At 61.0% G+C, this 21854-nt stretch carries 22 protein-coding genes; 10 read left to right on the top strand and 12 right to left on the bottom strand.

All coding sequences use genetic code 11. The annotated features are described in order from the left end of the window. Positions 1 to 297: 297 nt before the first annotated feature. The gene (locus HBO23_RS05375; protein ID WP_170036776.1) at positions 298 to 2244 is read left to right on the top strand and encodes an autotransporter domain-containing protein; all 1947 of its coding nucleotides are present in this window, start codon (positions 298 to 300) and stop codon (positions 2242 to 2244) included. Here HBO23_RS05375 and HBO23_RS05370 read toward each other — a convergent pair whose 3' ends face one another. From HBO23_RS05370 to HBO23_RS05355, 4 genes are all read right to left on the bottom strand, one after another. After that, positions 2245 to 3153 (bottom strand): SdiA-regulated domain-containing protein, encoded by a 909-nt coding sequence (locus HBO23_RS05370; protein ID WP_017139507.1) that lies wholly within the window; start codon positions 3151 to 3153, stop codon positions 2245 to 2247. 120 nt (positions 3154 to 3273) lie between these two features. Then, on the bottom strand, positions 3274 to 4197 hold the full coding sequence (locus HBO23_RS05365; protein WP_017139508.1) for an SdiA-regulated domain-containing protein: 924 nt from the start codon (positions 4195 to 4197) through the stop codon (positions 3274 to 3276). A 241-nt stretch (positions 4198 to 4438) separates the two neighbouring features. Continuing rightward, the gene (locus HBO23_RS05360; protein ID WP_017139509.1) at positions 4439 to 5104 is read right to left on the bottom strand and encodes a fumarylacetoacetate hydrolase family protein; all 666 of its coding nucleotides are present in this window, start codon (positions 5102 to 5104) and stop codon (positions 4439 to 4441) included. Between the two features lie 21 nt (positions 5105 to 5125). After that, positions 5126 to 6520, bottom strand: coding sequence for an FAD-binding oxidoreductase (locus HBO23_RS05355; RefSeq protein ID WP_017139510.1), 1395 nt, complete (start codon positions 6518 to 6520; stop codon positions 5126 to 5128). A gap of 225 nt (positions 6521 to 6745) precedes the next feature. Between HBO23_RS05355 and serA the strand changes: the two genes are divergently transcribed. Beyond that, positions 6746 to 7975: a phosphoglycerate dehydrogenase gene (serA, locus tag HBO23_RS05350; RefSeq protein ID WP_017139511.1), complete on the top strand. Its 1230-nt coding sequence runs from the start codon at positions 6746 to 6748 to the stop codon at positions 7973 to 7975. A 62-nt stretch (positions 7976 to 8037) separates the two neighbouring features. Here serA and HBO23_RS05345 read toward each other — a convergent pair whose 3' ends face one another. Next, positions 8038 to 8478 carry a DUF4399 domain-containing protein gene (locus HBO23_RS05345; protein ID WP_017139512.1) on the bottom strand — a complete coding sequence of 147 codons (441 nt, stop codon included), beginning with the start codon at positions 8476 to 8478 and terminating at the stop codon, positions 8038 to 8040. Positions 8479 to 8611: 133 nt separating this feature from the next. Here HBO23_RS05345 and HBO23_RS05340 point away from each other — a divergent pair, with 133 nt between their 5' ends. Further along, positions 8612 to 9085 (top strand): transporter substrate-binding domain-containing protein, encoded by a 474-nt coding sequence (locus tag HBO23_RS05340; protein ID WP_017139513.1) that lies wholly within the window; start codon positions 8612 to 8614, stop codon positions 9083 to 9085. Positions 9086 to 9150: 65 nt separating this feature from the next. Here the strand turns inward: HBO23_RS05340 and HBO23_RS05335 are convergent, their stop codons facing one another. Both HBO23_RS05335 and HBO23_RS05330 read right to left on the bottom strand, forming a co-directional pair. Next, the gene (locus tag HBO23_RS05335; protein ID WP_017139514.1) at positions 9151 to 9633 is read right to left on the bottom strand and encodes a DUF523 domain-containing protein; all 483 of its coding nucleotides are present in this window, start codon (positions 9631 to 9633) and stop codon (positions 9151 to 9153) included. A 2-nt stretch (positions 9634 to 9635) separates the two neighbouring features. Beyond that, positions 9636 to 10268, bottom strand: a complete 633-nt coding sequence (locus HBO23_RS05330) for a 2OG-Fe(II) oxygenase (protein WP_170037059.1) — start codon at positions 10266 to 10268, stop codon at positions 9636 to 9638. Positions 10269 to 10399: 131 nt separating this feature from the next. Here HBO23_RS05330 and HBO23_RS05325 point away from each other — a divergent pair, with 131 nt between their 5' ends. Then, positions 10400 to 11152 (top strand): DUF2059 domain-containing protein, encoded by a 753-nt coding sequence (locus HBO23_RS05325; protein WP_138449639.1) that lies wholly within the window; start codon positions 10400 to 10402, stop codon positions 11150 to 11152. A gap of 103 nt (positions 11153 to 11255) precedes the next feature. On the opposite strand, the gene HBO23_RS05320 is transcribed toward HBO23_RS05325, so the two are convergent. Beyond that, positions 11256 to 12197 (bottom strand): alpha/beta hydrolase, encoded by a 942-nt coding sequence (locus HBO23_RS05320; RefSeq protein ID WP_170037056.1) that lies wholly within the window; start codon positions 12195 to 12197, stop codon positions 11256 to 11258. A 99-nt stretch (positions 12198 to 12296) separates the two neighbouring features. Here HBO23_RS05320 and HBO23_RS05315 point away from each other — a divergent pair, with 99 nt between their 5' ends. The 4 genes from HBO23_RS05315 (at position 12297) to HBO23_RS05300 (ending at position 14953) form a co-directional block, all read left to right on the top strand. Beyond that, the gene (locus HBO23_RS05315; RefSeq protein ID WP_017139518.1) at positions 12297 to 12875 is read left to right on the top strand and encodes a DUF6436 domain-containing protein; all 579 of its coding nucleotides are present in this window, start codon (positions 12297 to 12299) and stop codon (positions 12873 to 12875) included. Between the two features lie 94 nt (positions 12876 to 12969). Beyond that, positions 12970 to 13326 carry an EamA family transporter gene (locus HBO23_RS05310; RefSeq protein WP_026013873.1) on the top strand — a complete coding sequence of 119 codons (357 nt, stop codon included), beginning with the start codon at positions 12970 to 12972 and terminating at the stop codon, positions 13324 to 13326. Further along, positions 13326 to 13739: an EamA family transporter gene (locus HBO23_RS05305; protein ID WP_017139520.1), complete on the top strand. Its 414-nt coding sequence runs from the start codon at positions 13326 to 13328 to the stop codon at positions 13737 to 13739. Before HBO23_RS05310 ends, HBO23_RS05305 begins: the two co-directional genes overlap by 1 nt. After that, positions 13736 to 14953 (top strand): DegT/DnrJ/EryC1/StrS family aminotransferase, encoded by a 1218-nt coding sequence (locus HBO23_RS05300; RefSeq protein ID WP_170036774.1) that lies wholly within the window; start codon positions 13736 to 13738, stop codon positions 14951 to 14953. The genes HBO23_RS05305 and HBO23_RS05300 overlap by 4 nt, the downstream gene beginning before the upstream one ends. Here the strand turns inward: HBO23_RS05300 and HBO23_RS05295 are convergent. Together HBO23_RS05295 and HBO23_RS05290 are read right to left on the bottom strand one after the other, a co-directional pair. Beyond that, positions 14931 to 15809, bottom strand: coding sequence for a hypothetical protein (locus HBO23_RS05295; RefSeq protein WP_017139522.1), 879 nt, complete (start codon positions 15807 to 15809; stop codon positions 14931 to 14933). The two genes, HBO23_RS05300 and HBO23_RS05295, sit on opposite strands and share 23 nt — an antisense overlap. After that, positions 15806 to 16912 (bottom strand): GNAT family N-acetyltransferase, encoded by a 1107-nt coding sequence (locus HBO23_RS05290; protein WP_170036772.1) that lies wholly within the window; start codon positions 16910 to 16912, stop codon positions 15806 to 15808. The genes HBO23_RS05295 and HBO23_RS05290 overlap by 4 nt, the downstream gene beginning before the upstream one ends. Before the next feature lie 158 nt (positions 16913 to 17070). Between HBO23_RS05290 and HBO23_RS05285 the strand changes: the two genes are divergently transcribed. Further along, positions 17071 to 19425, top strand: a complete 2355-nt coding sequence (locus HBO23_RS05285) for a penicillin acylase family protein (protein WP_170036770.1) — start codon at positions 17071 to 17073, stop codon at positions 19423 to 19425. A 106-nt stretch (positions 19426 to 19531) separates the two neighbouring features. Here the strand turns inward: HBO23_RS05285 and HBO23_RS05280 are convergent, their stop codons facing one another. Further along, positions 19532 to 20440, bottom strand: coding sequence for an AraC family transcriptional regulator (locus tag HBO23_RS05280; RefSeq protein ID WP_170036768.1), 909 nt, complete (start codon positions 20438 to 20440; stop codon positions 19532 to 19534). Between the two features lie 99 nt (positions 20441 to 20539). Here HBO23_RS05280 and HBO23_RS05275 point away from each other — a divergent pair, with 99 nt between their 5' ends. Continuing rightward, positions 20540 to 20893 (top strand): carboxymuconolactone decarboxylase family protein, encoded by a 354-nt coding sequence (locus tag HBO23_RS05275; RefSeq protein ID WP_017139526.1) that lies wholly within the window; start codon positions 20540 to 20542, stop codon positions 20891 to 20893. On the opposite strand, the gene HBO23_RS05270 is transcribed toward HBO23_RS05275, so the two are convergent. Continuing rightward, complete coding sequence (locus tag HBO23_RS05270; RefSeq protein WP_170036766.1) at positions 20871 to 21836, bottom strand: GlxA family transcriptional regulator; 966 nt, start codon at positions 21834 to 21836, stop codon at positions 20871 to 20873. The two genes, HBO23_RS05275 and HBO23_RS05270, sit on opposite strands and share 23 nt — an antisense overlap. Positions 21837 to 21854 lie beyond the last annotated feature (18 nt).

Raw genomic sequence — 21854 nt, 5'->3', positions numbered from 1 at the left:
GACCGAGGCGTCTGCATCGCGGGCAAGCCCGGCTCCCACACAAGCCAGCTCCCACAGGAGGCCTCATCGTTTAGAAGATCCATGTAACAAAACCGCTACTTTTCGCAGCACCCCCGCCCAAAACCGTGCGCCATGTCACGGCATCCCACGCCGTTATTGGTATCAAATCCGTTACAAATGACAGCCAGGCGACCCAAGCGTTTAACAATGCGCCACTTCGCGCTCGCCCAGGGAATGAGGCGCGCATTGTGCAAAGGGTCTGAGCTGAAAAACTTCAATCACCTCAAGGAAGACCTTGTGATAAAGCCCCTCGCCCTCGCGATCAGCGTGGTCGGCAGCCTGCTGTCGGCGCAAACCCAGGCCTACGATTACGGCCAGCACGCCAATACCACCCTGGAAAAGCTGATCAACGATTACCCCGGCCGGTATCGCGGCACGGCCAATTTCGCCGGCGCGGCAGATTGGATGCAAAGCCAGATGGGTTCGGCCTACAGCCTCAGTCGACAGAACTTCACCTGGAACAACGGCACTCGCGCTGCGCAAAACGTGGTGGCCTATGCTGCGGGCACTAAACCGCAATACGTGGTGATTGGCGCGCACTTCGACACCTACTTCGGCCGCCCGACCTTGCAAGGCCTGGACGATAACGGCTCCGGCGCCAGCGTGCTGACCGAAGTGGCGAAGAACCTCGGCGGCTTGCAGCTGGAAAACGGCCTGCAAGTGGTCGCCTTCGGCGCCGAAGAGGAAGGCCTGCGCGGCTCCAAAGCCTTTGTCGATTCACTCAGCGCCAGCCAACGCGCGAATATGCTGGCGATGATCAACCTCGACAGCCTGATCACCGGCGACATGATGTACGCCCACGCAGGCCAGAACAGCACCGCCAACCCCGCGCTGGCATCGCTGCGCGAACACACCTTCCAGATCGCCAGGGAATTGAACATCCCGTTGTTCACCAACCCCGGCCTGGACCCGCAATACCCCAAGGGCACCGGCTGCTGCAGTGATGGCGAGCCGTTCGAACCGCTGAAGATCCCGATTCTGTATATCGAAGCCACCAACTGGGAGCTGGGCGATCTGGACGGCTACACCCAGACCAACAACCCGAAAATCCCCGGCGGCTCCACCTGGCACGACCCGGCAGAAGACAACAAAACCGTGCTGGCCAATGCCTTCGGCCAGGAACGCATCGACCAGCGCCTGCGCGATTACTCGCGCCTGCTCAGCCGCCTGGTGTTGGAACTGACCAACGCCGACCTGCTGGCCTCGACCGCTTCGGGTGGCGCCGTTGCGCGCAACATGCAGGACCACCTGCAACGCCAGCATCAGGCAATGGTGCGCCTGCATGATCGCCGTTGGTTGACCTTGCAAGCGGCCAGCCGCGAGGTCGGAAGCTTCGATGGCGAAATCGGCATGGACGGCGAATACACCCCGGACAGCGGCTTCGACAGCCCGCTCAACCGCGATGCCCGACGCCTGGGCGTACACGCCTTGGGCGACTATCAGCTCACCTCCAGCCTGAATATCGGCGCCAGCCTCAGCTACCTCAATGGTCGTGACAAGCTGCAGCAGCGCGGAAAACTCGACAGCGACACCTGGCAGGCCGCGGTCTATGCCTTGCTCAACGATGGCGGCCCAAGCTGGCTGGCGGGCGATTTGAGCATTGGCCATACGCGTTTTGAGGCCAAGCGCAACCTGCTGATCCAAGCCAATAGCGGCCCGGTGCTGCTCAATCAACAACTGAGCGGCAACACCGACGCACTGTCCCTAGGCGCACGCGTACTCGGCGGTTATGACTTCGACTTCGGCGCAATCAAAAGCGGGCCGTTTGCCGGCCTGGACTACAGCCATTCGCGTATCGACAAGTTCCACGAGAAACAGAACCTGCGCACCGCGCTGGAGTACGAAGAACAGTCTTTCGACTCCCTGGAAGCCAGCCTCGGCTGGCGCGTGCGCGGTGCCGTCGCCCTGCCCTATGGCTTGAGCCTGCTGCCATATGCCGACATCGCCTGGGTCAAGGAGCTGGCCGATGGCCGTCTCGATGACCTGCAATTGACCGCCCGCGCCGATGGCCAGGCGCGCACCGCCAAGCTGGGTTCAGTGGACAAAAGCTTTGGCCGCGCGCAAATCGGCAGCCAGTTGGCGATCACCCCGCAGTTGGGTGTGTACGCCGAGGTCAACAGCCGCCTTGGGCACGCCGAGGGCAGCCAGACCGGCTACTCCCTGGGCGTGCAATGGATGTTTTGATCAGGGCTTTTTGAACACGTAAAACAGGTTCGGCTCGCTGACCAGGTACAGCGAGCCCTCGTCATCCATGGCGATCCCTTCGGCCTGAGGCACGCGTTTTTTCAGGCCATGGCGCCCGTTGAGCAGGGAAAGACTGCTCAACGGGCGACCATCGATGTCCAGTTCCAACACCAGGAACGACTCATCCGACAGCGCCAGCAAATGCCCGCTGCGCTCGTCGTATTGCAGGCTCGACAGGTCGCGCACAAACAGCCCGGCATCGCGCTTGGGGTTGTTGATCACATGCACCGAGTAGGTTTTTTCCGGCTTGAAATGGGGAAACCCGTGCACCTCGTAAATCAGCATCGGGTCGCGCTCCTTGGCCACGAACAAGCGCTTGCCCACCGAGTCATAGGCCAGCCCTTCGAAACCCTTATTGCCGCCAAGGTGTACGCCCAAGGTCATCTGCTCCGCATCGGCGGCGTCGAGAAATTGGGTGTCGTCATTCACGTGCACCTTGATCAGCCGCTGCTGGGCTTCATCGCTGATTACATAAATGTTGTCGCTGATGAACTCCACCGCCTCGGCATCACCGAAGCCCACCAACGGGATACGCCGCAAAATCCTGCCGTCCAGCGACAATTCAATCAGCTCGGCGTTTTTGTTAGTCACCGTAAACAGGCTTTTGCGTATCGGGTCGTAAGTGAGGGCCGAGACATCATCGTCGAGCCCTTCGATGACCTTGGCTTCCAGGCTTACCCGGTAATCATTCAGGCCAATGGAGCGCTCATCGGCAGGATGGCGCCAGTGTTGAAGGTTGAACCAGGCCCGCTCGAACAAGCGAAAGTTCTGCGCGACCGCCCCGGCAATCACCAGGGCGAGCAGCAACAGGATAAAAAACGCGGGTTTGGGGCGGGCGAGTCGACGCATCAGGCAAGCTCAAAGTCAAAAAGTGGCGAATAAGTATCACGCCCGTCTGAATTTAAACTTAAACGCAGTCGACTGTCTGGCGAATGCCGCTGATAGCGAAGTATCCGACGTAATCGTCGGCTATTTCTGCTTCTCGAAACGATAGAACAGGTTGGGTTCGCTGACCATGTACAAGGTGCCGGCTTCGTCCATGGTGACGCCTTCGGCACGCGGGATGGTGTGTTTGAGGCCATTGAAGCCGCCGAGCAGGGTCATGAAGCTGACTTGCTCGCCCTGCGCGTCCAGCTCCAGCAGCAGGTGGGAATCGGCCGACAGCACCAGCAAATGCCCGGTGCGCGGGTCGACGGCCAGGGCCGAGAGGTTACGCATGTCCAGCTCGGTGCTGGCGATCTTCTGCTTATCGCCGGTCAGCGTGGCGCCATCGCTTTTCCAGGTGAACAACGCCGGTGGGCGCTCTTCCCCGAGCACGATCTGCTGGTTGCGCTTGTCCCAGGTCACACCTTCAAATGCCTTGTTCTGGTCCTTGGACGGGCCAAGGTCATAGTGCTTGAAGTCGGCATAGTTCAGTTGCTGGGTGCTGGCGTCGACGTTCACCACGCTCAAGGTGTGCATGCGCTCGTCGACAATGGCCATCAGGCCGTTTTCCATCACTGTCACGCCTTCCGGGTTGTTCCAGCCGTTGAGCGGCATCTTGCGCAACACATCGCCTTGCAGGTTCAGCTCAACCAGGAAAGGGTTTTTGCCCATCACGGAAAACAGGGTTTTGGTCTGCGGGTTGTAGGACAGGTCCGAAGCCTCGTCCTTTTCCATGCCGGGCAGCAATTTGCCATCGATCACCGCGTGGTAATCCGGCAGCCAGACGCTGGCCTGGCGTTCGGCCGGGGTTTCGAACCGCTCAGCGATCCACAGCACCCCACGGTCGTCCCAATGCATCGCCCAGGCAACGCCATACACAATGGCCCCGACCAGAAACAGCCAGGAATACCAGCGCAGGGCAAAACGTGAACGGGGCTTGGAAGTGAGGGTAGGCAGGGACACGGCCATTGAGCGCTTTTCCGCAGAGTCAGCTTTAGGTGATAGCACAGGATCAACAGGCCCGCGCGCAGGAGGCTGGGGATTATCCGGATGGCGTGTGAAAAAAATGCAAAACCAAGCGCGCGTAAACCAGTGTGGGGATTTGTGTGGGAGCTGGCTTGCCTGCGATGCAGACGACTCGGTCTTTCAGTTAGACCGAGGCGAGGCTATCGCAGGCAAGCCAGCTCCCACAGTTGATTGCATGCAGCCTTTAGCGAACGACGCTTTCGAAACGGCTACCGCCACCCAATTCCAGCACCAGCTCATCGCCCACATTCAACGGGCCTACACCGGCTGGAGTGCCGGTGAGGATCACATCACCCGCCTGCAGCGAGAAGCAGCCGGCCATGTGCTGGATCATCGGGACGATCGGGTTGAGCATCTGCGAGCTATTGCCGTCCTGGCGCACTTCGCCGTTGATGGTCAGGCGAATGCCGATGTCGGTCACGTCGGCAAAGGTGCTGCTGACCACAAAGGGGGCAATCACGGCGGCGCCGTCAAAAGACTTGGCGATTTCCCACGGCAAGCCCTTGGCTTTCAGCTCGGCTTGCTTATCGCGCAGGGTCAAATCCAGGGCCGGAGCGAAGCCGGAGATGGCATCCAGCACTTCTTCACGGCTGGGCTTGGTCGACAACGGTTTGCCGATCAACACCGCAATTTCCGCTTCGTAGTGCACCGAACCGCGCTCGGTCGGAATGGCGAAACCGCCTTCCAGCGCGACCACGCAACTGCCCGGCTTGATGAACAGCAACGGCTCGGTCGGCACCGGGTTGTCCAGTTCCTTGGCGTGTTCGGCGTAGTTACGCCCGATGCACACCACTTTGCCCAAGGGAAAGTGGATGTTGGTGCCGTCGACATACTTGTGCTGGTAGCTCATGAAACGACTCCTTCAGGGCGGTTAAACAGCGAAGATCTTGCCAGGGTTCATGATCCCGTTCGGGTCGAACACCGCTTTCACTGCTTTCATGTATTCGATTTCAACCGGGGAACGGCTGTAGGTCAGGTAATCGCGCTTGGTCATGCCCACGCCGTGTTCGGCAGAGATTGAGCCGTTGTACTTCTGGACGGTCTCGAACACCCACTTGTTCACGGTGGCGCACTTGGCGAAGAACTCATCCTTGCTCAGGTTTTCTGGCTTGAGGATGTTCAGGTGCAGGTTGCCGTCGCCGATATGGCCGAACCAGACGATTTCGAAGTCCGGGTAGTGTTCGCCGACGATCGCATCAATTTCCTTCAAGAACGCTGGCACTTTGGAGACAGTTACCGAAATGTCGTTCTTGTACGGCGTCCAGTGGGAAATGGTCTCGGAGATGTACTCGCGCAGTTTCCACAGGTTGTGCAGCTGGGTTTCGCTCTGGCTCATCACGCCGTCCAGCACCCAGCCCTGCTCTACGCAGTGCTCGAAGGTTTCCAGGGCGTGGTTGGCAACTTCTTCGGTGGTGGCTTCGAATTCCAGCAGCGCGTAGAACGGGCACTCGGTTTCAAAGGGAGCTGGCACATCGCCACGGCCCATGACCTTGGCCAGGGCTTTGTCGGAGAAAAATTCGAAGGCGGTCAGGTCCAGCTTGCTCTGGAACGCGTGCAATACCGGCATGATCGAATCGAAATCGGTGGTACCGAGCACCATCGCGGTGAGATTTTTCGGCGCACGGTCCAGGCGCATGGTGGCTTCGACCACAAAGCCCAACGTCCCTTCGGCACCGATAAACAGCTGGCGCATGTCGTAGCCGGTGGCGTTCTTGATCAGGTCGCGGTTCAGTTCCAGCACGTCACCCTTGCCGGTGACGACTTTCATGCCGGCCACCCAGTTGCGGGTCATGCCGTAGCGAATCACCTTGATCCCGCCGGCATTGGTGCCGATGTTGCCGCCGATCTGGCTCGAACCCGACGAAGCGAAGTCCACCGGGTAGTACAGGCCTTTTTCTTCGGCGACGTTCTGCAATTGCTTGGTGACCACACCCGGCTGGCACACGGCGGTGCGGTCGGTGAGGTTCACGTCGAGAATCTGGTTCATGTAGTCGAATGAGACGACCACTTCGCCATTGGCCGCCACCGCAGCGGCCGACAAACCGGTACGACCACCCGATGGCACCAGCGCCACCTTGTGTTCATTGGCCCAACGGACGATGGCTTGGACCTGCTCGATGGTCTTGGGAAAGACGATAGCGGTCGGCGCGGGGGCGAAGTGCTTGGTCCAATCCTTGCCGTAAGCCTCCAGGGAGTCTGCATCGGTCAGCACTTTGCCAGGCTCAACCAGGGTCTTCAGCTCATCAATCAGGGCAGGATGGGTCATCGACGGAACTCTCGAACAATTCATGGTCATCCTGAGAACGCTTCACGTCGCAGGAATGGGTGTTTAGCGGGGCACGTATGCTAGCATACCGCCCCCGCAGGACAGAGCCCAAGGGCGTTCTGCGGTGACGGCTTTCCTGCCGTCCGGGTCAGCTCTTGTGCACTGATTCAAGGCACTAACTGCTCGATTCCCTGCCATTTTTCTCCGGGATACAGGTTTACGCAGATGAGCAAGACTTCTCTCGATAAGAGCAAGATCAAGTTCCTTCTTCTGGAAGGCGTCCACCCATCGGCTGTCGACGTACTGAAAGCCGCTGGGTACTCCAGCATTGAGTACATCACCAGTTCTCTGCCGGAAGCCCAGTTAAAGGAAAAGATCGCCGACGCGCACTTTATCGGCATTCGCTCCCGCACTCAGCTGACCGAAGAGATCTTCGACCACGCCAAGAAACTCGTGGCTGTCGGCTGTTTCTGCATCGGCACCAACCAGGTCGACCTTAACGCTGCGCGCGAGCGCGGTATCGCGGTGTTTAACGCACCGTACTCCAACACCCGTTCCGTTGCTGAGCTGGTGCTGGCCGAGGCGATCCTGCTGCTGCGCGGCATTCCTGAGAAAAACGCTTCCTGCCACCGTGGCGGCTGGATCAAAAGCGCGGCCAACTCCTTCGAAATCCGTGGCAAAAAGCTGGGTATCGTCGGTTACGGCTCGATCGGCACGCAGTTGTCGGTGCTGGCCGAAGGCTTGGGGATGCAGGTGTTCTTCTACGACACCCTGACCAAGCTGCCATTGGGCAACGCCACCCAAGTGGCGAGCCTGACCGAGCTGCTGGGCATGTCCGACATCGTCACCCTGCACGTACCGGAAACCGCTGAAACCCAGTGGATGATCGGCGAGAAGGAAATCCGCGCCATCAAGAAGGGCGGCATCCTGATCAACGCGGCACGCGGCACCGTGGTTAAGCTGGACGCCCTGGCCGACGCGATCAAGGACAAGCACCTGATCGGCGCCGCTATCGACGTGTTCCCGGTAGAGCCACGCTCTAACGACGACATCTTCGAAAGCCCGCTGCGTGGCCTGGACAACGTGATCCTGACTCCGCACATCGGCGGCTCCACCGCTGAAGCTCAGGCCAACATCGGCCTGGAAGTGTCGGAAAAGCTGGTCAAGTACAGCGACAACGGTACCTCGGTGTCTTCGGTCAACTTCCCCGAAGTGGCGCTGCCGGCTCACCCTGGCAAGCACCGTCTGCTGCACATCCACCAGAACATCCCTGGCGTGATGATGGAGATCAACAAGGTCTTCGCAGAAAACGGCATCAACATCTCAGGTCAGTTCCTGCAGACCAACGAGAAGGTTGGCTACGTGGTGATCGACGTCGACGCCGAGTACTCGGACCTGGCGCAAGAGAAGCTGCAGCACATCAACGGCACCATTCGTAGCCGCGTGTTGTTCTAACGCTTTGAACGCTGCACAAAAAAGGGAGCCTTTCGGGCTCCCTTTTTTTGTCTGAACAAATCTTACTTGACGTTAACCGTGATGACTTTCGAGGCTACAGTCGGGTTGAACTGCATGTGCAGTTTGTCGCCAGCTACCAGTTGCAAGGTGTGCTTGCCTGGGGTGAGGGTCAGCTCGGTCTCGGTCTGGGCCTTGCCGTAGTGGATCACGGTGTCGGTGGCCGGGATCGGCACACTGGCGTCCGGCAGTTCTTTCTGGTCGATCAGCAGGTGGTGGTGGCCGGTGCCTGGGTCCTGGCTGGTCGCTGGCGCCAGTTTCAGGCCTTCCATACCGAACTTCACAGTGAAGGTTTTATCGACGGTGGCGCCGTCTTTTGGCGACACGATAAAGACTTTGGCGCCTTCCGGTGGTGCGCTGCGCGGGATACCGTCAGCGGCTGTGGCCAACATCGAAGCACCCAGCAAGAGGCTGGCCAGGGTTGCACGGGACAAAAGGGCTTTCATTCGCTTCTCCAGTTTTACGGTGAAATCTGTAGGGTTATGACAACTTCGCGACAAATTGCTGTCCAAGGCACTCAACACCATAGCAAGCGATGCTCAATGGCGCCTCGCACGCACAAATTCTTTAGGAGCGACCATGCGCTTTGTGCCTGGCCTTGTACTTTTACTGCCCCTGTTGAGCCCACTGGCTCACGCCGAACTGATCGATGACGTGTTTGATCGCGGCGAACTGCGCATCGCCCTGGAGGCCAACACCCCGCCGTACAACTTCAAGGACGGTGACAAGCTAACCGGTTTTGAAGTGGAGCTGGGTGAACAATTAGCCAAGGAAATGGAGGTTCGCCCCTCGTTCATCACTGTCGATGACGCCGACCTGTTGCCGGGTGTGGAAAGCGGCAAGTTCGACGTGGCCATCAACCATATCGCTATGACTGCCGCGCTGCAGGATCGGTTCGATTTCAGTGAGGCCTATAAGCAAACACCTGAGCTGGCCATTCCATTCCAAAAAGGCAACCCGGCATTCAAAAGCAGCCTGGACAATGCATTACAGCGGGTGAAGGCCGATGGTCGCTTGAAGGCGCTGACGCAGAAGTGGTTTGCACCTGAGTGAAACACCGTCGATGTGGGAGCTGGCTTGTGTGGGAGCCAGCTCCCACATTTGATCTGGGTTGAACCTCAAAGTTGTGCCAGGGCAATTGCCGCTTCAGGCAACTCCAGCTCACTGAACACCCGCACGCCATGGCGCTTGAGCAGCGCCGCCGTCACGCCCTCGCCGCTGACCTTCACGCCGCTGAAGGTGCCGTCATAGGTCAGCAGATTGCCGCAGGACGGGCTATTGGCCTTGAGAATCGCGATGCGGATGTTATGCCGCTGCGCCAACGCCAGTGCCTGGCGGGCGCCGTCGAGGAAGGCGGCGCTGAAGTCTTCGCCCTCGGCCGTCAGCACTTGCGCACGCCCTTCCCACACATCAATGCCCTGCCCGCCCGGGATCTCGGCGGAGGGACGCGGTGTCGGCAAACCGCCTGATACTTCCGGGCAAATCGCAACCACCCGGCCTTCGGCCTGCCAGGCCGCCAATTGATCGAAGGGGCCGCTGGCGCCACCGTCGTAGCGCACCTTGTGCCCGAGCAGGCAGCGGCTGATCAGAATCTTTTGCATGGTTAAAACGGCTCGTTACCGCGTCGGCGAAACCAGCCGGTCAGGGACAGGCGTTCGCGCGTGGCGGGCAGGACTTCGTGGGGCACCTCCCCGGACAGAAACACCACCAGGCTACCGCCGGTGGGCACCACATCGTATTCCACGCCGCCCTTGAGGTACATGCGCAACTGGCCGCCATGCTCAGGTAACCAGGCGTCATTCAAATAGACCACTGCCGAGACCATGCGCCGGTCATCGTCGCGAAAACGGTCCAGGTGCTTGAGGTAAAACGCCCCTGGCGGGTACATCGCGAAGTGGCTTTCGAAATCTTCCAGGCCCAGGAACAGGCTGCGGTTCATGGCCAGGCGCAGGCTGTCCATCACGCTCATGTAGCTCTCGCAGACAGCGGCGTCGCCCTCCTCCAGCCACTGGATATGGTCGCCGCGAATACCCTCGCGTATCTCCTGCGCCGGGCCGCGTCCTACAGCCGCCGGGGCCAATTCACCCTCAGCCGCACGTTTACGGCACTCAGCCGCCAACTCCAGGGTCAGAGCCTGGGGCAGGAAGCCGTTCTGCTGCGACCAACCTTTTTCGGCCAGGTCGTCGACAATGCGTTGCAGCAGCGGATGATCGAGGGATATTTGCATGGCGCGCATAGTATCCATACGCCTATGAATCCGACAGAGCCGCCGAGCGTCTGAACACACTTTAGTCAGGTGACTGATAGGATTTCTCGACAAATCCTACGCCCGACACGGACAATAGTGGCCGACTGACAGGAGTCCCTATGCGTCGTTTGTTTTTTTCCTTGCTGATGTTCTGCGTTTTGCCCGCCTGGGCAGACGGCCATGACCAGTTGTACAAGGTCGCCGGCTGGGCCGAACAACGTGCGCATTTTAATGACGCCCTGAGTGCCGCACAGCAACGCTATCGCAATAGCCTGCCGCCGGCGGTGTACCAGGCGCTGGTGGATAACAGCAATAAACGCTTCGCCGCCCAGGCCGTGGACCAGCGGGCCGAGGCGCAATTGCGCAAAAACCTGGCGGACCCGAAACCTGCCCTGGCGTTTTTCCAGTCGCCGTTGGGTCGCAAAATCGTTGCAGCTGAATTGCTGGCCACGCGCCGCGACCAGTTGGCAAAAAATGCCAAGGGCCTGCCGCACATCGAAGCCGACGCCACCCGCAGCCTGATCATCGGCCACCTGGCCCAGGCGCTGCCGGCCCGTGAAGCCGGCGCAGAAGTCAGCCTGGCGATTGCCGGCGTAGCAGCCGACAGTTTGAGCCAGATGATTCCCGGCCTGTTGGGCGGCGGTCAGGCGCAAGGCATGTTGAACGGCCAACGTGAGCGGCTGATGCAGCAGATCGGCAATGACCTGAACAACACGCTGCTGTACGTCTACCGAGATTTGTCCGACCCGGAACTGGAAGAATTCGCCACGTTTGCGGAGTCACCTGAAGGTCGGGCGTATTACAAGGCGGCGCTGGCCGCGATTCGCGCCGGACTTGCAGTAGGTCAAAGCACTTCCAGCCTGACGCAATAAGTAATGTGGAAACAGGCTTGTGTGGGAGCTGGCTTGCCTGCAATGGCGGCGTGTCAGTTAACACCGCTATCGCAGGCAAGCCAGCGCCCACATTTGAACGGTGTTACTTCAGATGATCCGTCAGGAATTTGAAGTACTCTTCGCGAATCTCGGGAATCTCATTGGCCAAGTGATGCCGACCACGCGGCAGCATCAGCACCTGCGGCTGGTCGAACTTGCTCCGCAGCACCTGCAAGTTGTGCTGCCAGTCCACCGTCATATCTTCCTCTCCCTGCACGATCACCGGCCGCCGTGGGCTTTGCGGCGCAGCTTCGATGCGTTTGATCCAACGCGCCAGCGCGCCCACCCACGCGGTCGGCAGTTGGCGCGGCTGCAACGGGTCGGCTTCCAGAAAGGGTTTGAATTCAGGATCGTGGGTGTTCTCGCTGAACCGCCGCGCAATGCCGTTGACGAACGGGCGCAGCAGGTAATAGCTGACCTGCGACCAACCCCATGCACGCGGCCGTACCAGGGGCGAGAGCAGGAAGGTCTTGCCCTGGGCCGGGCTGTCGGCGCCGTGGTTGAGCAAATGGTCCACCACCACCGCGCCGCCGGTGCTTTGCCCGAACAGGTGCCACGGTTGCGGCAGTTGCAAGCTGTGGGCCTGCGCAAACAGCGCCTGCACCACGTCCTGGTACACCGCAAAATCGTCAATGCTGGCGCGCTCGCCACTGGAAAGACCGTGGCCCGGCAAGTCGCAGGCGATCACCACAAAACCTTGATCCAGCGCCCAGTCCACCACATGCCGGTACAGGCCCATATGGTCGTAGAAGCCGTGGTACATGAACATTGTCGCCACCGGCGCAGACGGCCACCACACCTGCGCTACCACCTGGAAGCCATCCACTTCAAAACGGCCCAAACGGCTCACGACGGGTACTTTGCGCGCCGCCAGGTCCAGCCCATAGAAACGCTGGTAGACCCGCGCCTCGGCGCTGAGCGGTTGCGCATCCACCAGTGGCCGCAAGCTCTCGCGCAGATGATCGGGGTCAAAACTCACAGGCATAAAGGCTTCCAGACTGACGGTGAAGATGAATATCGAGCTGCGATATTCATCTGTCAGGGCAAGCATGGCAAGCTACGCGACCTTCGAGGATAGTTCCGAATGCGACAACCCTACCGCTCCGCCTTGTTTGCCGGCCTGCTGTTGGTCATCTGCGCCGGCGTGCTGTGGGCGGCTTATGACTGGTTCCAGGGCCGCTATTTGCGCGCATTCAGCGAACACACCGCGGTGTTTTCCGGTGATGCCCTGCGCCTGCCCGCCGAACTGGCAGGCCCAGGCCCGATTCGCCTGGTGCACTTCTGGGACCCGGCCTGCCCCTGCAACGTCGGCAACCAGCAGCACCTGGGCGAACTGATCGAGCAATACGCTCCCCAGGGCGTCGAGTTCTATGCCCTGCAAAAAGCCGGCAGCCACGGCCAACTGCCCGACAATTTGCGCAAAATGAAACCGCTCAATGCCCTGCTCGGCGCCGACCAAGTGCCGGCGACTCCGGCCGTAGGCATTTGGGATCGCAGCGGCAAACTCGCGTACTTCGGGCCGTACAGCGAAGGGCTGACGTGCAATTCGAGCAACAGCTTTATCGAGCCTATCCTCAAAGCCCTGGAGGCCGGGCGCGAAGTCGATGCCACCCACACCCTGGCGGTGGGCTGCTACTGCCAGTGGAGCAAGGCGTCAAACTGAACGCTGGCTGTTTGACCGGCAAACTCCGATAACCTGGCCGGCAGGCTCCTGTATTGTAAGCGTCCAGTGACATTGCAAGCAGACGCGAGACTCCATGAGCCAGTTAACCATCATCCTCTGGATGCTCAACGTTATCGTCGATACGTCCGGCCAACTGGCGTTCAAAGCCGCCGCCTCGGCCAGCGCCGAGCATGACGGCCTCGCCCACTGGAAACACATGCTCAAGCGCCCGTGGATCTGGCTGGGGGTGATCTGCTATGTCTTCGAATTCGTGTTGTGGCTGGCGTTCCTGACGCTGGTGCCGTTGTCGGTCGGCGTGATGCTGGGTTCGATCAACATCGTGGTGATCATGATTGCCGGGCGTTTCCTGTTCAAGGAAAGCCTGAGCAAATGGCGGTTGATCGGCATCATGCTGATCGCCTGTGGCGTGACCGTCGTAGGGTTTGAATGATGAAACGTTTTTATATCCTGGGTTTTCTCGCGCTGATCATTTTCGACACCTTGGCGCAGGTCAGTTTCAAGTTTGCCTCAGTGCATGCTGAACCGTTGACCATGGACGTCGCGTGGCTGGCCCGGGTGTTTGGCGCACCGTGGATCTACGGCGCCTTTGTCGGCTATATCGGCGCGTTTTTTACCTGGATGACCTTGCTCAAATACGCGCCGGTAGGCCCGGCGTTTGCGGCCTCGCACCTGGAGTTGATCAGCGTGACGCTGATCTCGGTCTGGCTGTTCGATGACACCCTGACCTGGCCGAAAATCATCGGCGGCGCACTGATCATCGCGGGCATCCTGTGCCTGGCGCGCAGTGAAGACAAAGAGAGCAAAACCGTCGAGGCCGAACCTTCGCAGCCTCTGGTGTCATGAACAAAGAAATCCCGCCCACCGCCGGCCTGCCCTTGCGCGGGCGGGATTTGCTCAGTTTATCGGGCGACCTCGCCCAGTCGCTGGCCCGCCAGTTTTCGATTCCACGGCCTGCACTGCCCTGCTCCGGCACCGCCGCGCTGATCATCGCCCTGCGCGTGTTGCAGCAACGCATGCCCGGCCGCACCCGGCTGATTGTGCCGGCGTACACCTGCCCGCTGGTGGCATTGGCCGCGCATTACTGCCCGCCGTTGCGTGTGGTGCCCTGTGATTTGCAGCCCGGCAGCATTGACCTCGACGAGCAACACCTCAAGCAGCTGTGCGACGACAGTACCCTGGCCGTGGTGGTCACCCACCTGGCCGGGCGCGTGGCGGATGTGGACGCCGCCAAGCGTATTGCCGAATCAGTCGGTGCCGCCGTCATCGAAGACGCCGCACAAGCCCTCGGCGCCCTCGACGATGGCCGCAGCGTCGGGCTCAAAGGCGATGTGGGGTTTTTCAGCCTGGCGCTGGGCAAAGGCCTGACCACGGCCGAAGGCGGCGTGCTGTTCAGCCGCGACCCGGTGCTGCATCAGGCATTGCACCGCCAGTGCGCGCAGGACCTGCCCTTGAGCCTGCGCTGGGAGCTGCAACGCAGTGCCGAACTCTGGGGTTACGCGCTGCTTTACCAACCGCGCGGCTTGCACTACGTGTATGGCAAGGCGTTGCGCACGGCGCTGGCACAGGGTGATGAAGTGGCCGCCGTGGGTGATGATTTTTCGGTCAACGATATCCCGCTGCACCGCCTCGGCGGTTATCGGCAAAAGGTCGGTGCCGCCGCACTGGCGCGCTTGCCCGACTACTTGCAACAAGGCCGTACCCGCGCCTTACGCCGGGCGGCGCGCTTGAATGACTTACCCGGCGTCGCGGTGATCATGGACCGGCTGGGGCAGCAAGGCACCTGGCCGTTTTTGATGGTGCTGATGCCGTCTGCACAGGCGCGTGATGCCGCCATGGCGAAATTGTGGACGGCCGGGCTGGGCGTGACGCGCCTGTTTATCCACACCTTGCCGGACTACCCCGCCGTCGCCCCTTTGCTGCAACCGGGCGGCGACATTAGCCAGGCCCAGGCATTTGCCAGCCGCACACTGTCGATCAGCAACAGCCATTGGCTGACGGACGAACACTTCGAACGCGTATTCGCCCAGCTAAAAGCTATTGTCGCCACCCCTGATTGATACGCGCCACCAGCCGGCCATTCAGCTCGTTCTGCTGCTGTTGCCAGATCTGCACCTGCGCCGGCGGCAGTTCTTCCTGGCCATCGGAGGCACTCAACCAGCGTTTGAACTTGCTCTCATAGTGGTAAGCCGAGACATCGCCGGTGATGTCCGCTCCGATGATCCGGCCCTGGCAAGCGTCGATCAGGTCGTTCAAATGCTGCTCCAGAAACTCGCCCTGGTCCCAATTGGTGTTGACCACTTCGGGGCTCAGCACGTCTTTGTCGATGGACAGGTAAACCGGCAGTGAACGGTCGAACTGCGCGAGGAACGCACGCATCAGCTCATCGGCGTTGCCGAACGCACGGTTGCTGCGCCCGGCGCCGATCCAGTTCATCCAGCGCGTGTCGACGTTGACGTTCCAGTAAGTCAGCTTGCGCTTGAGCAGCGGCGACCAGTGATTCTCCCAGGCATGGCCCAGGCCGATATCCTGGGAACCGATGCCCAACACATGCACATGCTCGACCTGTGGCAAACGGCTGGCCCAGTAAACCCATGAGCCACAATGGATGCCGAACGGGTAGCGCATGTTGTCAGGGTGGTTGTCGCAAATGATCAGTTGGAATTTCTGCTGCGTCGGCAGGCGGTTCAACAGCAGCTGGCTGAGGTGGTGATAATCGCCGCTGCCGGTGAACACACAGCCGTAATCGCTGGGCATCTGCGCGTGCAGGGCGGTTTCCAGCTCCTTGAACTGCGCCCAGCGGCAACCGAAGCGGATTTTTTCCTGCCAGGCCTGCATGGGCAAGGTGATCGCGCCGGGAATATCACTCACGGCACTGTCGAAATCGAGGATCAGCGGCGCGCGGTCCTGGCTCATTCGGGTTTCTCCTGCTGCCACTGTGCATCGCTTTCAAAGTGATGACGGAAACGGTTGCCGAGCTTGCGCAGCAGCGGGTTGCGGATCCAGACCAGATGACGGGTGAAGGTAAAGTCGGCGCCGAGGCTGGCCTTGACCTGCGGGTCGGTCCAACCCGCCACATAAAATTTCAGCCCATTGGCCACGGCGTATTCCAGGTTCACAAACCAGCTGACGAAGTACAGGTTGAATTCCAACGCTTGTGGGTAGTTGAGCCCGATGTACTTGTCGAGCAGCTTGTCGCCCTCTACGTAGCACAGGTTGTAGCCGATCAGTTCGTCGCAGTGCCAGTAGCAGAACACCCGCCCGTTGCTGGCGGCGTCCTGCAACAAGCTGCGGAAAAACGCCGGGGTCAGCAGGTCAAAGTGAATCTCGCTCTGGTCGTACACCGCCTTGTACAGGCTGTACAACTGCGCAAGCCACGCCTCATCGTTGAAGCGCGCATCGCCAGTGTCCAGGACTTCCACCCGCAACGCCTCGCGGCTGCGCAGTTTGCGTCGGATATTGCGTCGACGGCTGTGGGACAAACGCGCCAGGTACTCGTCGATGGTGCTGAAGTTGATCGGCACATAGGCCAGCGCCTGGCCTTCGAGGCAGATAAAGCCGCGCCGGGTACAGTCCTCGATCAAGGCTTGGGCGTAGCGGTTGTCTGCATCGCTGAGCAGCGGCGAGTCACAGGGCAGATCTTTGACGACTGTGAGTTTGCGCTGCGGCGCGCACTCTTCTTGCAGCCACTGCGCGAGGTCCTGGGGTGGCACGTTGCGGGGCAATGGCGAATATTCGCTGACCGTGGTGCCGACAAAGCAGCTGTCGATACGCAGCCACGCATTCCAAAGACCAAACCCGGGCCAGCCGCGCACACGGTTCACGAACTCGTCTTCAGCCGTCGTCAGCAGGTCAAATGGCGTGAAGAAGTACGGCAGGCCCTGGGCGGACAGCCGGGCGTCAAAGCCCTCCGGCGGGAGCTGCAAAAACCGGCCGATCAACGAGGGCGCTTCCAGGCAGCACGCGTAGGCAACCTCGGGGCGGCTGGAGTCTGGGGTAGGTTGCGTGGCGCAAGTCATGGAAAAAAGCTCAAAGATGACCGGCGCAATAGTAGCGTATTCGACACATTCGGCACTTGAACCTCGGCTGTCGCTGCGGCATATCAGCATTTCCCGCAGTTCTCGCCAAACCGATTAGACTCCGTTGACCTTCAAGGTGACTGACTCAAGGACCGTCCATGAAACGCAGCCTGACCGTGCTCGCTATCCTGATTGCCGCCCTCTTGGCCGGCGCCGGCTGGTATGTGTACAGCAAGCAACCGACCCGCCAGGGCACCGAGACACTGGCCAACCTGCAAGGCGCGGTCACGGTGCGCTATGACGACCGTGGCGTGCCGCACATTCGCGCCGAGAACGAGACCGACCTGTACCGCGCCCTGGGCTATGTGCATGCCCAGGACCGGCTGTTCCAGATGGAAATCATGCGGCGCCTGGCCCGTGGCGAGCTGGCCGAGGTGCTGGGGCCGAAGGTGCTGGAGACCGACAAGCTGTTTCGCAGCCTGCGCATTCGCGAGCGCGCCTTGAGTTACGTCGAGCACATGGACCACGACTCGGCAGCCTGGAAGGCCTTGCAAGCCTACCTGGATGGCATCAACCAATATCAGGACAGCCACGCCAGCCCCGTGGAGTTTGACGTGCTGGGCATTCCTAAACGACGGTTTACCGCCGAGGACACCATCAGTGTTGCCGGGTATATGGCCTACAGCTTTGCGGCCGCGTTTCGTACCGAGCCGCTGCTGACTTACGTGCGCGACCAGCTCGGCAGCGACTACCTGAAAGTCTTCGACCTCGACTGGCAACCCAAGGGCGCCCTCAACCTGGCCGCCAGTGACTGGAAATCCCTTGGCGCCCTCGCCGCATTGAGCGACAAGGCCCTGGCTGACAATGGCTTGCCGCAGTTCGAAGGCAGCAACGCCTGGGCCATCAGCGGCAGCCGCACCAAAAGCGGCAAACCGTTGCTGGCCGGTGACCCGCATATCCGTTTCTCGGTGCCGTCGGTGTGGTACGAGGCGCAATTGTCGGCGCCGGGTTTTGAGCTGTACGGCTATCACAACGCACTGGTGCCGGTGGCGTTCCTGGGACATAACCTGGATTTCGGCTGGAGCCTGACCATGTTCCAGAACGATGACCTCGACCTGATCGCCGAAAAGGTCAACCCGGACAACCCCAACCAGGTCTGGTACCACGGCCAATGGGTCAACATGACCAGCAGTGAACAGCAGATTGCGGTCAAGGGCCAGGCGCCGGTGACGCTCACCCTGCGTCAGTCGCCCCACGGTCCGATCATCAATGACGTGCTGGGCGAGAATGCCGGCAGCACGCCGATTGCCATGTGGTGGGCGTTCCTCGACACCGAAAACCCGATCCTCGAAGGTTTCTACGAACTCAACCGCGCCGACACCCTGGCCAAAGTGCGCGCCGCCGCTGCCAAGGTTTCAGCGCCGGGCCTGAATATCGTGTGGGCCAATGCCAAGGGCGATATCGGCTGGTGGGCGGCGGCGCAGTTGCCAATCCGCCCGGCCGGCGTGAACCCGGCATTCATTCTCGACGGCAGCACCGCCCAAGCCGACAAGCTGGGCTTCTACCCGTTCAGCGCCAACCCACAGGAAGAAAACCCGGCCCGTGGCTATGTGGTGTCGGCCAACGCCCAGCCGGCCTCGCCCACTGGCATGGAGATTCCTGGTTACTACAACCTCGCCGACCGCGGCCAGCAGTTGAACACGCAGTTGAGCGACAAAAGCGTGAAGTGGGACGTGAACAACAGCCAGGCCTTGCAATTGGGCACCACCACCGCCTACGGCCCACGCTTATTGGCGCCGCTGTTGCCGGTGCTGCGTGAAGTGGTCAAGGACCCGGCACAGTTGAAACTGGTGGAGCAGCTTGCAAGCTGGAAAGGCGACTACCCGCTGGACTCCACCAGCGCCACGCTGTTCAACCAGTTTCTGTTCAACCTCACCGACGCGGCCTTCCACCCGAAACTGGGCGACGCGATGTTCAAAACCCTGATCACCACGCGGGTGATCGACGCCGTACTGCCACGCCTGGCCGCCTCGGCGGACTCGCCATGGTGGAACGGCAAGCGCGCGGACACGGTAAAACTCGCCTGGGACAACAGCCTCGCGCACCTCAAGGCCACCTTTGGCGATGACCCGTCGCAATGGCAGTGGGGCAAGGCCCATACCCTGACCCATGGGCATCCGTTGGGCATGCAGAAGCCACTGGACAAGATTTTCAACGTCGGCCCATTCCCGGCGCCCGGCACCCACGAAGTTCCGAATAACCAATCGGCCATGATCGGCCCTGCGCCGTGGCCCGTGACCTATGGCCCGTCGACCCGGCGCCTGATCGACTTTGCCGACCCGGCCCATGCATTGACCATCAACCCCGTGGGGCAAAGCGGGGTGCCGTTTGACTCGCACTATGGCGACCAGGCGGAAACCTATATCGAGGGTGGGTACGAGCAGGCGCATTTCAGTGAGGAAGAGGTGACGGCGAATACCCGTGGCACGCTGAAGCTGTTGCCTGCCCGGTAACAGCCTGTAAACCCGATCAATGTGGGAGCTGGCTTGTGTGGGAGCTGGCTTGCCTGCGATAGCATCAACTCGGTCCATCAGGCAGACCGAGTTGATGCTATCGCAGTTAGTCTGTGTTCGCCCGCATCCGCCCCGGCGCCTCGCCATAGGTTTCCTTGAACTTCTTGCTGAACGCCGCCTGGGACTGGTAACCCACCTGCGCCGCGATATCCAGCAGGCTCAGGCGCGACTGGCGCAGCAGGTTGAATGCCAGCTCCATGCGCAGCTGCGTCAGCAGCACCCACGGCGACACGCCCGCGACTTTCACAAACGCCCGCATGAAGGTGGCCCGCGACATGGTGGCGGCTGCCGCCAGGCTGTCGATGGTCCACTCATGGCCGGGCTCGGCCAGCATCGCCTGCCAGGCTTTGCTCAGGCGCTTGTCGGCGAGCAAAGCGAAGGTGCCCGCCACCGGCGCCTGGCGGGTCAGCCAGGTGCGCAGGATCAGAGTGAACAAGGCCGACGACAGCGCGTCGATAAACGAGCGTGCGCCCAGTTGCTGGCCGTCCGCTTCGCTGCGCAGTAAAGCAATCAACGCGGCCAACTGCCCATCGCCCTGCCACTCACGGCTGGACACCACCAGGTAGTCCGGCAACGCACTGAACAACAACGACTGGCGGTTGTAGTGAAAGTTGCCGCAGAGCATATCCACGTCCGGCTGCTCTCCTCCCAGGCGGTGGATCGGCAACAGGCCGCCCTCGATGACGGTCTGCGCCACCGGCTTGACCCGCGCGCCCTGGCTGCGTACCAGGTGCGTCGCGCCACCGGGCATCAACAGGATGTCGCCCTCCTCCAGCGTCACCTGCTGGCCGCCCGACAACTCGGCGTGGCAGGTGCCCGCCAGCACAATGTGATACGGCGCCACGCCCAGCGGCTCAGGCTCGTGGTCCATGGCCCACGCGCCCTGGAACTGGCAGCGCAGGTCCAGGCTGCCGCGCAGGTTGGCCAACGCAATCAGGGTGTCGATAGAGTTCATTTGCGAGCATCGGTCAAAAAGGTGAGTGGATCGAACAAAAGCGCCAAACCTGAACCGCGCAGACTGGCTTCACACCCAACCCGTTCAGGAGTTACCGCAATGTTCAATAACTGGTCCAACTTGCTTGCTAACGTAAACAAAACCTTTGGCGCGCTGGGCAAGAGCAACCCGAAGATGGTCAAAGCCTACATGGCGCTGGGCGAGGCTGCCGAGGAAAACCAAGTACTCGACGCCAAGACCCGTGAGCTGATTTCCATCGCCGTGGCCATCACCACGCGCTGCGACGGCTGTATCGCCGCGCATGCCGACGCGGCGATCAAGGCCGGCGCGACCCGAGAAGAAGTTGCCGCCACCCTGGCCACCGCCATCTCGCTGAATGCCGGTGCTGCGTACATCTATTCGCTGCGCGCGCTGGAAGCCTACGACACGCTCACACCGGCGCCGCAAAGTTAAGCCGGAACTGTTGCGGCGTCACGCCCAGCCGGCGGTTGAACACACTGCGCATGTGCTGGGCGTCACGGAAACCGCATTGATAGGCCACAGTCTTGAGCGGTGCGGGGCTGCTTTCGAGCATCACCCGCGCCGCGTCCACTCGCGCCCGCTCGACAAACTCGGCAGGCGTTATGCGCGCCTCACGAGCAAACACCCGAGAGAAATTACGCGCACTCATGTTGGCCGCCTTGGCCAGATCGGCAATGGTCAAATCCCCGGTCAAGTTCGCCAGTACGTAAAGCTGCACCAACGCCACCGCCGAAGTGCTTTCGGCGTGAGGCGTGAGGAACGGGCTGAACTGCGACTGCCCGCCCGAGCGCTGGGTGAACACCACCAGTCGCTTGGCCACGCTCAGCGCAACTTCCGGGCCGTGATCCTGGGCCAGCAGGTACAGCGACAGGTCGATGCCGGCCGTGACGCCCGCCGAGGTGTAGAGATTACCGTCCTGCACGTAGAGACGGTCGGCATCCACCTGGGCCGAGGGGCACAGGCGCGCCAGGTCGGCGGCATCGTTCCAGTGCGTGGTGACGGTTTTGCCATCGAGCAACCCGGCGCGCGCCAGCATGAAGGCGCCATTGCAGATCGAGCCAAAGCGCCGTGCGCGGGCGGCGGCACCGCGCAGCCAATCATCAAACTGGGCGCCGAAATCCTCGAAGGGCAGCTGAGGGCCACCAGCGACCAGCAGCAAGTCGTAGGCTTGCAGGGCTTCGGGGTAATGCCGATGGGCCTGCAATGAAAGGCCGTTAGAGGCGGCCATCGTACCGTGGCCCAGGCCGATCACTTCAAGCTGATAATGGTCTTCGGGCAGCAGGAAACGGTTGGCCTCGCAGAACACATCCATGGGGCCGGTCACGTCCAGTGACTGGACGCCGGGGAAGATCAGGATGGCGACGGTTTTGCCCATGAACAACACACCTTCTAC

The sequence above is a fragment of the Pseudomonas sp. WS 5532 genome (assembly GCF_012985445.1).
Lineage (GTDB): Bacteria > Pseudomonadota > Gammaproteobacteria > Pseudomonadales > Pseudomonadaceae > Aquipseudomonas > Aquipseudomonas edaphica.
The sequence above is the reverse complement of the archived record's forward strand: the minus strand, read 5'-3'. Positions and strand labels throughout refer to the sequence as shown.

Excerpts from the sequence above, each read along its gene's own strand:
- HBO23_RS05370 (WP_017139507.1), bottom strand. The coding sequence starts at position 3,153 with ATGCGTCGACTCGCCCGCCCCAAACCCGCGTTTTTTATCCTGTTGCTG.
- HBO23_RS05365 (WP_017139508.1), bottom strand. The coding sequence starts at position 4,197 with ATGGCCGTGTCCCTGCCTACCCTCACTTCCAAGCCCCGTTCACGTTTT.
- HBO23_RS05360 (WP_017139509.1), bottom strand. The coding sequence starts at position 5,104 with ATGAGCTACCAGCACAAGTATGTCGACGGCACCAACATCCACTTTCCC.
- HBO23_RS05355 (WP_017139510.1), bottom strand. The coding sequence starts at position 6,520 with ATGACCCATCCTGCCCTGATTGATGAGCTGAAGACCCTGGTTGAGCCT.
- serA (WP_017139511.1), top strand. The coding sequence starts at position 6,746 with ATGAGCAAGACTTCTCTCGATAAGAGCAAGATCAAGTTCCTTCTTCTG.
- HBO23_RS05345 (WP_017139512.1), bottom strand. The coding sequence starts at position 8,478 with ATGAAAGCCCTTTTGTCCCGTGCAACCCTGGCCAGCCTCTTGCTGGGT.
- HBO23_RS05340 (WP_017139513.1), top strand. The coding sequence starts at position 8,612 with ATGCGCTTTGTGCCTGGCCTTGTACTTTTACTGCCCCTGTTGAGCCCA.
- HBO23_RS05335 (WP_017139514.1), bottom strand. The coding sequence starts at position 9,633 with ATGCAAAAGATTCTGATCAGCCGCTGCCTGCTCGGGCACAAGGTGCGC.
- HBO23_RS05330 (WP_170037059.1), bottom strand. The coding sequence starts at position 10,268 with ATGCGCGCCATGCAAATATCCCTCGATCATCCGCTGCTGCAACGCATT.
- HBO23_RS05325 (WP_138449639.1), top strand. The coding sequence starts at position 10,400 with ATGCGTCGTTTGTTTTTTTCCTTGCTGATGTTCTGCGTTTTGCCCGCC.
- HBO23_RS05320 (WP_170037056.1), bottom strand. The coding sequence starts at position 12,197 with ATGCCTGTGAGTTTTGACCCCGATCATCTGCGCGAGAGCTTGCGGCCA.
- HBO23_RS05315 (WP_017139518.1), top strand. The coding sequence starts at position 12,297 with ATGCGACAACCCTACCGCTCCGCCTTGTTTGCCGGCCTGCTGTTGGTC.
- HBO23_RS05310 (WP_026013873.1), top strand. The coding sequence starts at position 12,970 with ATGAGCCAGTTAACCATCATCCTCTGGATGCTCAACGTTATCGTCGAT.
- HBO23_RS05305 (WP_017139520.1), top strand. The coding sequence starts at position 13,326 with ATGAAACGTTTTTATATCCTGGGTTTTCTCGCGCTGATCATTTTCGAC.
- HBO23_RS05300 (WP_170036774.1), top strand. The coding sequence starts at position 13,736 with ATGAACAAAGAAATCCCGCCCACCGCCGGCCTGCCCTTGCGCGGGCGG.
- HBO23_RS05295 (WP_017139522.1), bottom strand. The coding sequence starts at position 15,809 with ATGAGCCAGGACCGCGCGCCGCTGATCCTCGATTTCGACAGTGCCGTG.
- HBO23_RS05290 (WP_170036772.1), bottom strand. The coding sequence starts at position 16,912 with ATGACTTGCGCCACGCAACCTACCCCAGACTCCAGCCGCCCCGAGGTT.
- HBO23_RS05285 (WP_170036770.1), top strand. The coding sequence starts at position 17,071 with ATGAAACGCAGCCTGACCGTGCTCGCTATCCTGATTGCCGCCCTCTTG.
- HBO23_RS05280 (WP_170036768.1), bottom strand. The coding sequence starts at position 20,440 with ATGAACTCTATCGACACCCTGATTGCGTTGGCCAACCTGCGCGGCAGC.
- HBO23_RS05275 (WP_017139526.1), top strand. The coding sequence starts at position 20,540 with ATGTTCAATAACTGGTCCAACTTGCTTGCTAACGTAAACAAAACCTTT.
- HBO23_RS05270 (WP_170036766.1), bottom strand. The coding sequence starts at position 21,836 with ATGGGCAAAACCGTCGCCATCCTGATCTTCCCCGGCGTCCAGTCACTG.